Source organism: Pseudochrobactrum asaccharolyticum, from assembly GCF_003314995.1.
Classification (GTDB): Bacteria; Pseudomonadota; Alphaproteobacteria; order Rhizobiales; family Rhizobiaceae; genus Pseudochrobactrum; species Pseudochrobactrum asaccharolyticum.
In genome coordinates, this window is record NZ_QNRH01000008.1 from 58,884 (window position 1) to 71,410 (window position 12,527).

Annotated in this window: 9 protein-coding genes; 2 read left to right on the forward strand and 7 right to left on the reverse strand. The window is 50.8% G+C overall.

Features of this window, described 5'->3' with window-relative positions; all coding sequences use genetic code 11:
• Nucleotides 1–25: 25 nt before the first annotated feature.
• From DFR47_RS17175 to DFR47_RS17195, 5 genes are all read right to left on the reverse strand, one after another.
• Complete coding sequence (locus tag DFR47_RS17175) at nt 26–1,396, reverse strand: glutamine synthetase family protein (protein ID WP_113945640.1); 1,371 nt, start codon at nt 1,394–1,396, stop codon at nt 26–28.
• Between the two features lie 185 nt (nt 1,397–1,581).
• On the reverse strand, nt 1,582–2,649 hold the full coding sequence (locus DFR47_RS17180) for a TRAP transporter substrate-binding protein (protein ID WP_113945641.1): 1,068 nt from the start codon (nt 2,647–2,649) through the stop codon (nt 1,582–1,584).
• A 100-nt stretch (nt 2,650–2,749) separates the two neighbouring features.
• Nucleotides 2,750–4,075, reverse strand: coding sequence for a TRAP transporter large permease (locus tag DFR47_RS17185; RefSeq protein ID WP_113945643.1), 1,326 nt, complete (start codon nt 4,073–4,075; stop codon nt 2,750–2,752).
• Nucleotides 4,072–4,632 (reverse strand): TRAP transporter small permease subunit, encoded by a 561-nt coding sequence (locus DFR47_RS17190; RefSeq protein WP_113945645.1) that lies wholly within the window; start codon nt 4,630–4,632, stop codon nt 4,072–4,074. Before DFR47_RS17190 ends, DFR47_RS17185 begins: the two co-directional genes overlap by 4 nt.
• Before the next feature lie 130 nt (nt 4,633–4,762).
• Nucleotides 4,763–5,542 (reverse strand): N-formylglutamate amidohydrolase, encoded by a 780-nt coding sequence (locus DFR47_RS17195; RefSeq protein WP_113945786.1) that lies wholly within the window; start codon nt 5,540–5,542, stop codon nt 4,763–4,765.
• Nucleotides 5,543–5,761: 219 nt separating this feature from the next.
• On the opposite strand from DFR47_RS17195, the gene DFR47_RS17200 reads away from it, so the two are divergent.
• Together DFR47_RS17200 and DFR47_RS17205 are read left to right on the forward strand one after the other, a co-directional pair.
• A complete protein-coding gene (locus tag DFR47_RS17200; protein ID WP_245416620.1) occupies nt 5,762–6,601 on the forward strand; it encodes a MurR/RpiR family transcriptional regulator in 840 nt (279 codons plus the stop codon).
• 246 nt (nt 6,602–6,847) lie between these two features.
• Nucleotides 6,848–8,074 carry an MFS transporter gene (locus DFR47_RS17205; RefSeq protein ID WP_113945649.1) on the forward strand — a complete coding sequence of 409 codons (1,227 nt, stop codon included), beginning with the start codon at nt 6,848–6,850 and terminating at the stop codon, nt 8,072–8,074.
• Between the two features lie 77 nt (nt 8,075–8,151).
• Here DFR47_RS17205 and DFR47_RS17210 read toward each other — a convergent pair whose 3' ends face one another.
• Together DFR47_RS17210 and cckA are read right to left on the reverse strand one after the other, a co-directional pair.
• Nucleotides 8,152–9,255 (reverse strand): branched-chain amino acid ABC transporter substrate-binding protein, encoded by a 1,104-nt coding sequence (locus DFR47_RS17210; protein WP_113945788.1) that lies wholly within the window; start codon nt 9,253–9,255, stop codon nt 8,152–8,154.
• A 117-nt stretch (nt 9,256–9,372) separates the two neighbouring features.
• The gene (cckA, locus tag DFR47_RS17215) at nt 9,373–11,994 is read right to left on the reverse strand and encodes a cell cycle histidine kinase CckA (protein WP_113945651.1); all 2,622 of its coding nucleotides are present in this window, start codon (nt 11,992–11,994) and stop codon (nt 9,373–9,375) included.
• Nucleotides 11,995–12,527 lie beyond the last annotated feature (533 nt).

Sequence of the window (12,527 nt, forward strand, 5' to 3'; positions counted from 1 at the left end):
GCATGATGTCTTTTGGATCAGACACTTAGTAGCGTTCGAAACCACGATGTAGCTCCCAGTCGGTGACACGGCGGTCATATTCAACCTGCTCCCAATCGGCTGTATGGACATAATGATTGAGAACTTTCTCGCCCAAAGCCTCTTTCAGGAATTCCGAGTTCTTCAGTGTCGTGATTGCATCGCGCAGTGTGTAAGGAATTTCTTTCAGTTTCACTGCGGCATAGGCATCCCCGACAAACGGCTCTTCCAGTTCCAGCTTTTCATCAATACCGCGCAAGCCTGCAGCAATGAGTGCTGCAAAAGCCAGATAAGGATTGAGATCAGCACCGCCGATACGGCATTCAATACGGATACCCTTGGTGCCCTCGCCGCAAAGACGGAACCCTGCCGTACGGTTATCCTGACTCCAGCTGATCTTGGTCGGCGCGAAAGTCCCCGCCTGAAAGCGCTTGTAGGAATTGACATAAGGTGCAAGGAAATAGGTGTAATCAGCGGCATATTTCAGCTGTCCGGCCACCCATGAGCGCATCAGTGCAGACATGGTATAGGGCGCATCCGGATCGTAAAACAGTGACTTGCTGCCATCCAGACTCCACAGCGAATTATGCACATGGCTGGAGCTTCCTGCTTTGCAATAATCATATTTCGCCATGAAGGTGATGCATTTGCCTTGCGCCTCGGCAATTTCCTTCATTGCATTTTTCATGATGACATGGCGGTCTGCCATATCCAGCCCTTCCGCATAGCGCACATTGAGTTCCTGCTGACCGGAACCTGCCTCACCTTTGGAATTCTCAACCGGAATACCGGCTTTGGCGAGATGATTACGCATTGCACGCAGCACGGATTCTTCCTTGCTGGTCAGATGGATCATATAATCCTGAATATACGGAGACGATGTATCCATATGTTTCCAGTATTTCTCGCGGGCGGATTTATAGGTTTCGTCAAAAAGATAGAATTCAAGCTCCGAGGCGAAATAAGCGCGATAGCCACGCTCTTTCAGCCGTGCCAGCTGCTTTTTCAGCATTGCACGCGGCGAATGGGCAAGGTCTGAATGGTCATGATGATCCAGCACATCGCAGAGAACCAGCGCGGTCTTCTCCAGCCATGGTGCAAGCCGTAAAGTGGAGAGATCGGGCTTGATGACAAAATCACCATAGCCTTTATCCCAGCTGGCGGCCTCATAACCGGCTACCGGTTCCATATCAATATCATCGGCCAGCAGATAACTGCAGCCATGCGTTTCATCAAAGGCGCTTTCAACAAAAAACGGCGCATAGAAACGCTTGCCAACCAGCCGCCCCTGCATATCTGTCAGGCAGACGAGCACGGTATCAATTTCATCATTCGCGACCGCTTTTTTCAGCGCATCAAAAGTCAGGTTTCCGGTCATTTACAAACTCCGTGCTTCATCGGCATTTTATTAGAGCGCGTTTCGATCTGATTGAATCAGATCGGCGCTCTAACACTCTGATTTGACGCGCATCTTGTCCGAAAACCGTTTCACACTTTTCGGGATGCGCTCTAAACTGGAGTGTCGCCGCCCCTCCGGCGACGACAGTTTTTGTAAATTTACATTTATGAGTAACGATATGGCGCTCCGGCCTTGCGCATGGTCTCCTGATATTTCTTCAGAATTTCGACCACTTTGGCACTGCGCTCGCTTTTAGCCGCCACTTCATCCCAGAACTTCATCGCCTCATCTTCAACTTTACTCCACTCCGCTTCCGGAATGGTTGTCAGCTCAAGTTTGCCGCCGGTAGTGCGGTAATGGGCTTCACCCCACCAGTACCAATGCTGGCGGTAATAATGAGAGCTATCCATGCTGAGCTTGAACAATTGCTGCAGATGAGGCGGTACCGCGTTCCATTTGTCTGTGTTCGCGAAATAGGAACCTGCCCAAGCGCCGCTGATATTGTTGGTGAGATAATATTTATTAATATCAGCCCAGCCGACGGTATAAACCTCAGTCGCGCCCGACCAGCACACACCATCCAGTTCACCGGTCTGAATGGCCACTTCAATATCTTCCCAAGGCAGTGTCACCGGCACTACCCCAAAGCGGGTAAGGAACTGACCACCGGTCGGGAAGGTAAAGACGCGCAGACCTTTCAGATCTTCCAGCGAGCGGATCGGCTTGGTGGTGGCAAAGTTACACGGATCCCACGAACCGGCACTGAGCCATGTCACGCCCGGAATTTCGCCATAGGCTTCTTCCCAAATCTCATTGAGCCCGTAATGATTGAACAGTACCGGCACATCAAGGCTGTAGCGGGAAGCAAAGGGGAAATACGCCCCGAATACCGACACATCCACCGGCGATGCCATAGAGTCATCATCCGATTGCGCTGCATCAATCGTCCCCGCCTGCACCGCACGGAAAAGCTCACCCTGCGGCACCAGCTGATCGGAGGTATAAAGCTCGATTACCATTTCATCATTGGCTGCTTTGTTAAAAGCATCAATCGAAGGCTTGATCACATGCTCGGCCAGAGCAGGCCCTGCATAGGTCTGCAGACGCCACTTAATCGGGCTCTGCGCCTTCACATAAGGTGTGGCGAGTGCTGTCGCACCAACTGCCCCGACCGTGGTCAAAGCAGATTTTTTAAGAAATTCGCGCTTATTCAGAAATTTGCTGTCACTCATTTGCGTGTCTCCCGTCGCAATAGAATTCAGTTTTGGTTCCCTTTTCTGCGCAGCATTTTATTTTTCAGTATTTTAGCTGCGTTATGCACTTCACACTTTATCAACGTCCCGAATACCAGTTGGGCAGCCACAGAGCGATCTGCGGGAAGATCATCAGAATGATGACCGTCAGCACCATCAGGAAGAAGAACGGAACGATAGATTTATAAATATCAACCATGGTCACAGTAGACGGTGCGAGCGCCCGCATCATGAACAGGTTATAGCCGAAAGGCGGGGTGATATAGGCAATCTGACAGGTGATCGTGTAGAGAATACCGAACCAGATCGCATTGAAACCGAGGCTTTTGACCAGCGGAATATAGAGCGGCGCAACAATAACCAGCATCGCCGTGTCATCCAGAAACATGCCAAGCACCACGAAAGACAACAGCATCAGGATAAGGATTGTCCATGGTGACAGGTCAAAGGTACCGATCAGCAGTTTTTCAATTGCTTTCACCGCACCGAGGCCGTCATAGACCGATGAAAAGCATAGTGCGGCAAGGATGATCCAAAGAAACATACAGGAAATCATCAGCGAATTACGTGTTGTTGTTTCCCATATCTGTTTCGTCAGCCGGCCGGTTACCAAAGCGGCTAATGTTGCCAGCAATGCGCCAACCACAGAGCTTTCCACCAGACTGGTCACACCGGTCAGAAACAGCCCCATCATTGTACCGAAAATGATCAATGGCAGCAGACCGGCGCGCAACGTTGAAAATTTCTCGGCCCATGTGATGTTGTCGAGTTCTTCTTTTGGCAAAGTTGGCCCGAGTTCCGGATTAATCCGGCAACGGATATAAATATATACGGCAAACAAACCGGCCATCAGCAAACCCGGTCCGATACCGGCCAGCCATAATTGCAATACCGGCTGACGGGCAATCATCGCATAGAGTACCAGCACCACGCTGGGCGGGATCAAAATCCCAAGCGAGCTGCCCGCCTGAATAACACCGGTGACCATCACTTTATTATAGCCGCGCTTCAGCAGTTCCGGCAGCGCAACGGTTGCGCCAATAGCCATACCGGCAACACTCAGGCCATTCATAGAAGAAATCACGACCATCAGCCCGATTGTGCCGAGCGCCAATCCGCCGCGAACCCCGCCAAACCAGACATGGAACATACGGTAGAGATTACTGGCAATACCGGATTCCGAGAGCATATACCCCATGAAGACGAAGAACGGTACGGTAATCAGCGGATACCAGTTCAACACAGCAAAAGTGGCATTGAATGGCATTTCAAATGCGCCGTTGCCCCAGAGCAGCAGAGCAGCAAGTGAACCGACAAAACCGATCACACCAAAGACGCGCTGCCCGGTCATCAGCAGCACCATCATTGTGGCAAACATAAAGAGGGTAATAAATTCCGAGCTCATACGATCTGCCCTTCCTGCGGTGCAGCATCAGGAACATAGGATGCAGGTTTGATAGGCTTGCCGCGCCAGATTGCAAAATCTTTGATCAGATTGGATATGCACTGCAACAACAGCAAGAAAACACCAATGGTCATCAGCGTTTTAATCGGCCAGAGAACCGGTGCCCATGCGGTGTAATTTTTCTGATTATAAACATAGGCATAATTGGTGCTGGACAGACCGCCAGCAAACATCACACCGAGATAAAAAATCACACAGAGGATGGTAATAATATCGGTCAGTGCCTTTTTCTTCGGCGTAAACCGGTCATAGAACAAATCCATCCGCACATGCGCGCCTTGCTGCATCGCATAGGCACCGCCCAGCAGATAATAGGCGGACAGAATGAACTGCGACATCTCCAGCACCCAATTCACCGGCACGCCTAATACGACCCGTGAAAAAGTGGAATACAGCAAACAGCCTGCCATCAAAAAGATGAGATACATCGCGCAGCGCCCGACCCGATAATTCAGCGCATCGACATATTTCACGAAGAGTCTGAGTATTTTCGGCACTTTTTTGTTCCCGTTGTTTCAGGCTTTTTATGGCCGTTTTTCCGGCTCTTATGCCTGTATTCACCAGTTACCGTTTGTCCCTTAAAAGCCCGCCCGCTCCTCAACAGATCGGGATCAAGGTTATTTCTCCTTATACAGTCTCAATTTCCTGCAGAATTGTCGACAGGCGAGCAGCCCAAAGAGCCTGCCCTTCTTCATCAGCAATTTCATTATTCCGTATCTCCACCATCGCACAGAGATCGCCGCGTTTACGCGCATGACATTCGACCGTGTAATAAACACGGTCATCGGGTGAATAAGGCTGGTTCACACCGACACTGACACCCGACTTCTCGCTATCCTTGCGCAATCCGGCAATCATTTTTGCTCCCAGCCGGTCATCAGCATCATGAATGATCCCGATTTCCCATGGCCGCCCAACACCTTTATAAACCGGCGTATAAGAATGGATTGTAATCAAACGGCTTTCCTGCCCGCGCTTCCGTCGGGCTTCGATAACCGCTTCGATTTTCGCGTGAAAGGGCTTATGCGACAGCGCAATACGCTCCTGACGCGCCGCTTCCGACAAATTATGATTACCCGGAACAACCGTAAACTCGCTGATTTCCGGAATTAAATCCGGCGCGGAAAGCGGTCTGTTGCAATCGATCAGCAAGCGGGACAATCCGGCTTCAACCAAAGTGGCATCCAGCGCTTTGCTCATGCGCCGCGCAACTTCTGCAGCGCCCGGATCCCACGCAATATGCGCTTCCATATCAGCTTCAGACAAACCAAGACGCGCGAATTTCTCCGGCATAAAATTAGTCGCATGTTCACAGATCAGCAAATATGGACTGCTGCCGTGCTCATTGATCACCGTTGCCGCCGGTGTGTCGGCGGCAGCGTCTGTATCGGAAAATCGGGCATGCATGTCATTGCCGTGAGAATCGCGATGCTCCGCCATTCTGCCTCCCCTCATGCGTGTAAACTTTACCATTTACAGATGTAACTTATGTTACGTTATTTTTTATTTCGCACTATTGTGTATCATCTCATACGCATTATTATCTTTTGTCAAACAGTATTTTTAAACGGATTGAAACCACATCGCTCAATCGCAGGCAGCCTTCAAAAATTGACGGGAACAACAATGAATAACAGTATCGCTGAGCTGATTACTGAGCGGATTGACACAATGCCGCCGGGCGAGCGCAATGCTGCTCAGACCCTGATTGCCAATTACCCGCTGCTCGGCCTTAAAACCGTTGCAGAATTTTCCACGCAGGCCGGTGTCAGTTCACCAACGATATTGCGCTTCATCAACCGGCTTGGTTTTCAGAACTATCCCGACTTTCAGGCACGCCTTCAGGAAGAGCTTGCGGCACAATTGCAATCCCCGCACAACCGCAATGAAAGCCAGCCAATACAGCAAGATACAACCTATCCGGCTTTGGAGTATACGCTTGAAAATATCCGTGAAACCTTCCGCCATATCAGCGAAAAACAGCTAGGCGATATTGTACGCGCACTGACCACGGCACGCGGTAATATTTATCTTATCGGCGGACGATTTACCGATCCGGTGGCACAATATATGGCCGCGCATATGACGGTTATCCGTCCTCATGTCTTTCACATCACCGGTCAGGAAAGTGCATGGCGTGACAGGTTGCTGGATATGGGACGCAAAGATATGCTGATTGTGTTTGATATCAGACGCTATCAGGAAAGCCTGCTGCATCTGGCTGAAACCGCGAAAAGTCGCGGCGTTGAGATATTATTGATCACCGATCAGTGGCTGTCACCGATCGCGCGTTTTGCCCGTCATGTGCTGGCTGCCCGCACAGGTGTTCCGTCCGCATGGGATTCGTCAGCTGCGCTGTTTGTACTGGCAGAGAGCATCATCCGTGAAATGACCAGACAGCCGGATCAGAATACCGCTGCGCGAATTAAGGAGCTGGAAGAGCTGAGACTAAAAAACCGGCTGTAACAACAGTCATATTTCTCTCACAGATTTTTTATAAAAACTCTTTTCTTTCAACCTCTCATCTTTCGATGTAATGGGAGGAAAATAAATAATTCAATAAGAGTAACCGCAGCGTGTGGGAGGCACAATGCGGGCACTCCTGATACGCCGCTTTGAATTACTAAAACAAACAATTGCCCTGAAATCAGATTTTTGAGGGCAAAGCTATAAGGAAAACGCTGGTTAGCAGCGATTTCAGGAAAACAGATAATGACAGATTCCTCCCCCGCACTGGTGTTGGACAGCCCCGCCGCCACCGATGCTGAACCGGCAGAACGCACCGTAAATTTCAAACTGGTTTTGCTGGCGCTTGCTATGGGCGGTTTTGCAATCGGCACCACAGAATTTGCAGCCATGAGCCTGCTGCCATATTTCTCTGTCGGTCTTGGCATTGATGAACCAACCGCCGGTCATGTGATCAGTGCCTATGCATTGGGTGTGGTTGTCGGTGCACCGATCCTCGCCGTTTTCTTTGCCCGCATGTCGCGACGCACACTGGCAATGGGGCTGATGGCTGTCTTTGCCGTCGCCAACGTACTCAGTGCATTGTCACCATCCTATCACTGGATGCTGCTATTCCGCTTCATGAGCGGCCTGCCGCACGGCGCTTATTTCGGCGTTGCGGCACTGATGGCCGCCTCACTGGTACCGATGAACCGTCGCGCATGGGCCGTTGGCCGCGTTATGCTCGGCCTGTCGATTGCAACCGTCATCGGCGTACCTTTCGCCACATGGCTCGGTCAGGCACTTGGCTGGCGCTGGGGCTTTGGTGTTACCGGCGTGCTGGCAACAATCACCTTCCTGATGATTATGGCCTTTGCACCGAAAGACCCGCCGCGTCCGGGCGCAACACCTTTGCGCGAATTGAGCGCACTTAAAAACCGTCAGGTATGGCTGACACTGGCCATTGGCGCTATCGGCTTTGGTGGTCTGTTTGCCGTCTATTCGTATATTGCCTCAACGCTGCTGGAAGTAACCGGCGTAGCCCCTTACTGGGTACCTGTTGTACTGACAATTTTCGGTATCGGCATGACCTGCGGTACACTCATTGGCTCATGGGGTGCAGACCGCGCCTTGATGCCAACAGCCGGTATTTTGTTGCTGTCCAATGCGATCTTTTTGGTCATTTTCCCGTTCGTCGTCATGAATGTCTGGCTGCTGACAGGACTGGTCTTCCTGATCGGTTGTACGGGTGGTCTTGGAACAGTTCTGCAAACCCGTCTGATGGATGTGGCACAAGATGCGCAGACATTGGCCGCAGCACTTAATCACAGTGCCTTCAACGTCGCCAATGCTCTTGGACCGTGGCTGGCAGGTATGTCCATTGCCGCAGGCTACGGCTTCGCCTCTTCCGGCTTTGTCGGTTGTGCGCTTGCACTGGGCGGTCTGCTTATCTGGGCAATTGCGTTGTGGGATTCACGCCGTACCGGCATCTGAAAACAGACAAATAACACGCAATAAAAAAGCCGGCAGAGTAGATACTCTGCCGGCTTTTCTAATTTAAAACAGGAAAATCAGTTAGCAACGATCTTGCCGTCTTCCCATTTGTAGACCACGAAGGTCGGAGAAGTCAGATCGCCGTTCTTGTCATAGGTCAGATCACCAATAATGGTTTTTGATTCCAGACCATCATGCAGAACTTTGGCCACGTCGGCTGCATTATCTGCTTTACCAACTTTCTCGATACCGGCTTTCAAAACCTGCACAGCAGCATAACCGTTCAAGGTGAATACTTCCGGCGCAATATTCTTGGCCTTCAGCGCGTCAACAGCTTCAGCGGCAGCCGGATTCTGTGTCACATCAACAGCATTGGTGAAGAGTGTGCCTGCACCTGTATCACCGGCAATGGCCCAATATTCAGTATTGGACAGGCCTTCACCACCAACCAGCAGAAGCTTTACGCCCTGATCGGCAAGCTGGCGGGACAGAAGACCGGCTTCAGGATGGTAACCACCGAAGTACAGCACTTCCACACCACTGTTTTTGATCTTGCTGACGAGCGCGCTGAGATCTTTTTCACCCGGTGTCAGGGATTCATACAAAACTTCTTTGATGCCTGCTTTGTTCAGGCTGTCTTTAAAGCTGTCTGCCAGACCCTGACCGTAAGGGGCTTTATCATGCAAAACGCCGACTTTTTTATCAGCCAAATTTTTTGCAACATATTCAGCAGCAACAACAGCCTGCTGGTCATCACGGCCACAAGTACGGAAAACATTTTCCAGACCGCGGTTTGTCAGGCTTGGAGCGGTTGCAGTTGGCGTTACCATGACAACACCGGCCTCAGCCAGCGCATCAGATACAGCCATAGCGGAACCGGAGGTCACAGGTCCTACAACGAACTGAATGCCGTCACCGATCAGCTGGTTGGCAGCAGAAACACCCTGTTTAGGGTCGGCCGCATCATCCACCAGTTTCAGGACAACTTTCTCGCCGAGAATACCGCCATTCTTGTTGATATTTTCAACAGCGGTTTCGGCACCGTTTTTCACCTGAATACCATAGGCAGCAACACTACCGGTTACCGGTGCAATCAGACCAATCGTAATATCGGCATAAGCCTGGGAAGCAAACGCAAGTGTTGCAGCAAAGGCTACCCCGGATAATAATGAACGACGCATCTCTTCCTCCAAAACAGTCCCGTCACGGGACATAATTAAAACACAAGCCCCCGTGCGCGCATTGTACGTCGCGTGACGGTTCGTACACTCCTGTCTCACCATATTATGGTCAGACGATCAGTCTTCCTTTTCCAGCATCTCCTTAACAGCGGTCGCCAGCTGCTTCAGTGAGAACGGCTTCGGAAGGAACCCGAATTGAGCATCTTCAGGTAGATTCTTTGCAAAAGCATCTTCTGCATAGCCTGAAACGAAAATAAACTTAATGTTTGGATAGGATTTGCGCAACTCTCTTAAAAGGGTCGGACCATCCATTTCCGGCATAACCACGTCAGAAACAATAATATCGACCTTACCTTCAAGTTCTTCAAGCACTTCCAGCGCCTCAACGCCGGACGATGCCTCGTGAACTGTATAACCTCGTGTCTGCAGCGCACGGACACCGCCCATACGCACTGCATCTTCATCTTCAACCAGAAGAACTGTTGCCGAACCGGAGAGATCAGCCTGTTTTTCTGCTTTCTTTTCAACAGGTGCAGGCTTTTTCGCCACGACTGCCTGTTCATCCGGCATACCATTAGCATCCAGTACAACCGGCGCTTTTTCCTCGATAAAGCGCGGCAGATAGATGCGGAATATAGTGCCTTTGCCCAGTGTGGAATCACAGAAAATGAAACCGCCGGTCTGCTTGATAATACCGTAAACCATCGACAGACCAAGGCCGGTGCCCTTACCTACTTCTTTAGTCGTAAAGAACGGTTCAAAGATCTTGGCGAGGATATCCGCCGGAATACCGGTACCCGAATCTTCAACCTCGTAAAGCACGTAGTCAGCTTCCGGCAGTTCGCGATAACCCAGTGCCGCTGCTTCAGCTGTTTCCACATTACGGGTACGCACTGTAATCGTACCGCCGTCCGGCATCGCATCGCGCGCATTGACCACGAGATTGACGGCAACCTGCTCGAACTGACCAAGGTCAGCCTTCACCGGCCACAAATCACGGCCATGCTCGATTTTCAGCGCAATATCTGTTCCGACCAGACGCGCCAGCAACATCCGCAGATCAGCCAATACATCGGTCAGATCAAGCACTTCCGGACGCAAGGTCTGACGGCGTGAGAATGCCAGCAACTGACGTACCAGCGAGGCCGCACGATTGGCATTCTGTTTGATATTCATGATATCAGGGAACGACGGGTCAGATGCATGATGGTTGCTCAGCAGCAGATCCGAAGACATGATAATCGCGGTCAGCACATTATTGAAGTCGTGGGCAATACCACCTGCAAGCTGTCCTACAGCCTGCATTTTCTGGCTCTGCGCCATCTGCCCTTCCAGAGCCTTCTGCTCAGTGGTCTCTACGGCAGAAACAATAGCCGCCTCTTCTACCGCTTCACCACCGATATCCGATACCGGACTGACATAGAAACGGATATGACGCTCATCATTGCCAGGCAAAACTGTATCAATCGGCGTAATGCTCGCCTGACCGGCAAAGGCTGATGCCAGCGCACGGGAAATCGTTTCACGGTCACGCGGATGCACCACGCTTTCCAGAGAGATTTGCTTATCCAGCGTATCGCGATCCACATCGGAGCCGAAAATATCAAGAAAACGCGCATTGGTCGAAAGAATGCGGCCATTCACATCAACCGAAGCGATTGCCATCGGCGCGGAATTAAAGAAGCGTGTAAAGCGCACTTCTGCAGAGCGCTGTGCGGCAGATGAATCATTACCTTCAGCGCGATTGAGGACTATTGTTCTGCTGGTACCGCGCGAACCGTCACGTGGCTGCTGCACACGGTGATAAAAGCGCACAGCAAGGCTCTGGCCATTGCTTTTTGTCAGATCAAGATCGATCACCGTATTGCGGCTGGAACCCGGATCAGCACGCACCGCATTAATCAGCGACATGCCGTTACCGGCCACAATATCCTGCAAGGTCAGTGAACCGGCAGTGAATTTTGTGAGATCAATTCCCAACCATTCCGCCAGCGTGGCATTAATATAGATAATACGACCTAGCGTATCAGCTGAAAAGAAACCGGCCGGTGCATGATCCAGATGATCAATAGCTTCCTGCAGATCCTGAAAGAAACGCTCCTGCTCGGCACGCTCTTCCGAAATATCGGTAATCTGCCACGCAAACAACGGCCCTGCGGTCTCGCTCAATGGATTAGTCTGCGGCGCAATCACCGGACGCGCTTTAACACGATACCATGCTGCAGCTTCCATGCCACGGGCAGATGAGCCGATCAGACGAATCTCTTCCTGCGCTGAGAGCCCGTCACGCACGGCATTATTCAGCCGGTAAACTGCTTCCAGTGCCGATGGCTCACCTGCCAACACGGCATCGAGCGTTGGCAAATCAGCGGCATTCTCTGCGCCCATCATCTGCGCATAAGCCTGGTTAGCATAAACGATATGCCCTTTAGCATCGGTGATCACCGTGCCTTCCGGCATTGAATCCAGCAGCGTATCCACCACATCATCATGCTCTTCACGCGGGCTGAACTGGATAAGACCGGTTGCCCAGCCGATCAGGCAAAACACGCCCATAATCGACAAAAGACCGAGCAATATCAGCAAGAAGGCATCGCCAAGCTGTTCACGGAACACAAAATAAAGACCTGCAACAGCAATTAATAAGACACCCAGCGTCAGCAATCTGAGCGCAGCAGGGTTCTTTTTTGCGGAAGCAGTGTTTTTTGGAAAAGAATTTGTCCGTGATGGCTGAGACATAAGCCCCAATATCCCTTTTCTTGCGCCGTACATCCGGCGGTTCAGCAGATCCGTCGCTGATGCGTCGTCCGCAATATCGGGCATCAGTTTATCAGTTCAGGTGCAATACAATCTCCACCTTATTGATAAACCCAGCCTTATGAGGTTTTCAGAATTATGCTTTAGAGTATTTCCCAGTCAAATGGAATTCTCCGCAGATTGCACCAGCACACCGAACACGACAGAAGTACGAAAATCTTGAGTCATTTTGCACCTCATCCCCTCTATATGCTGACCGCTTTTTCTGAAACTGCTTATTTATTGCCTGTACAGTCTTCACAAGCGATTAATTTCAGCCCGTTTTTGTGCAAAAAACGCATTTTCCGTGCGCAACGCTCACAGGCATTTTCAAGCGGATAAATATGTTTTAAACTTTCATTCAGTTTAAAGATTTACTTTCAGGGTGATATGCGTTTTTACAGACGTAAAACCACCACTGATCACACACTATACTGGTCTCAAGCGCCCTTTAGCGGCCTGAAAACCGTGTTTAA

Bases quoted from the DNA above. Each gene is read 5' to 3' on its own strand.
- DFR47_RS17175 (WP_113945640.1), bottom strand. From the start codon at position 1,396: ATGACCGGAAACCTGACTTTTGATGCGCTGAAAAAAGCGGTCGCGAAT.
- DFR47_RS17180 (WP_113945641.1), bottom strand. From the start codon at position 2,649: ATGAGTGACAGCAAATTTCTGAATAAGCGCGAATTTCTTAAAAAATCT.
- DFR47_RS17185 (WP_113945643.1), bottom strand. From the start codon at position 4,075: ATGAGCTCGGAATTTATTACCCTCTTTATGTTTGCCACAATGATGGTG.
- DFR47_RS17195 (WP_113945786.1), bottom strand. From the start codon at position 5,542: ATGCATGCCCGATTTTCCGATACAGACGCTGCCGCCGACACACCGGCG.
- DFR47_RS17200 (WP_245416620.1), top strand. From the start codon at position 5,762: ATGAATAACAGTATCGCTGAGCTGATTACTGAGCGGATTGACACAATG.
- DFR47_RS17205 (WP_113945649.1), top strand. From the start codon at position 6,848: ATGACAGATTCCTCCCCCGCACTGGTGTTGGACAGCCCCGCCGCCACC.
- DFR47_RS17210 (WP_113945788.1), bottom strand. From the start codon at position 9,255: ATGCGTCGTTCATTATTATCCGGGGTAGCCTTTGCTGCAACACTTGCG.
- cckA (WP_113945651.1), bottom strand. From the start codon at position 11,994: ATGTCTCAGCCATCACGGACAAATTCTTTTCCAAAAAACACTGCTTCC.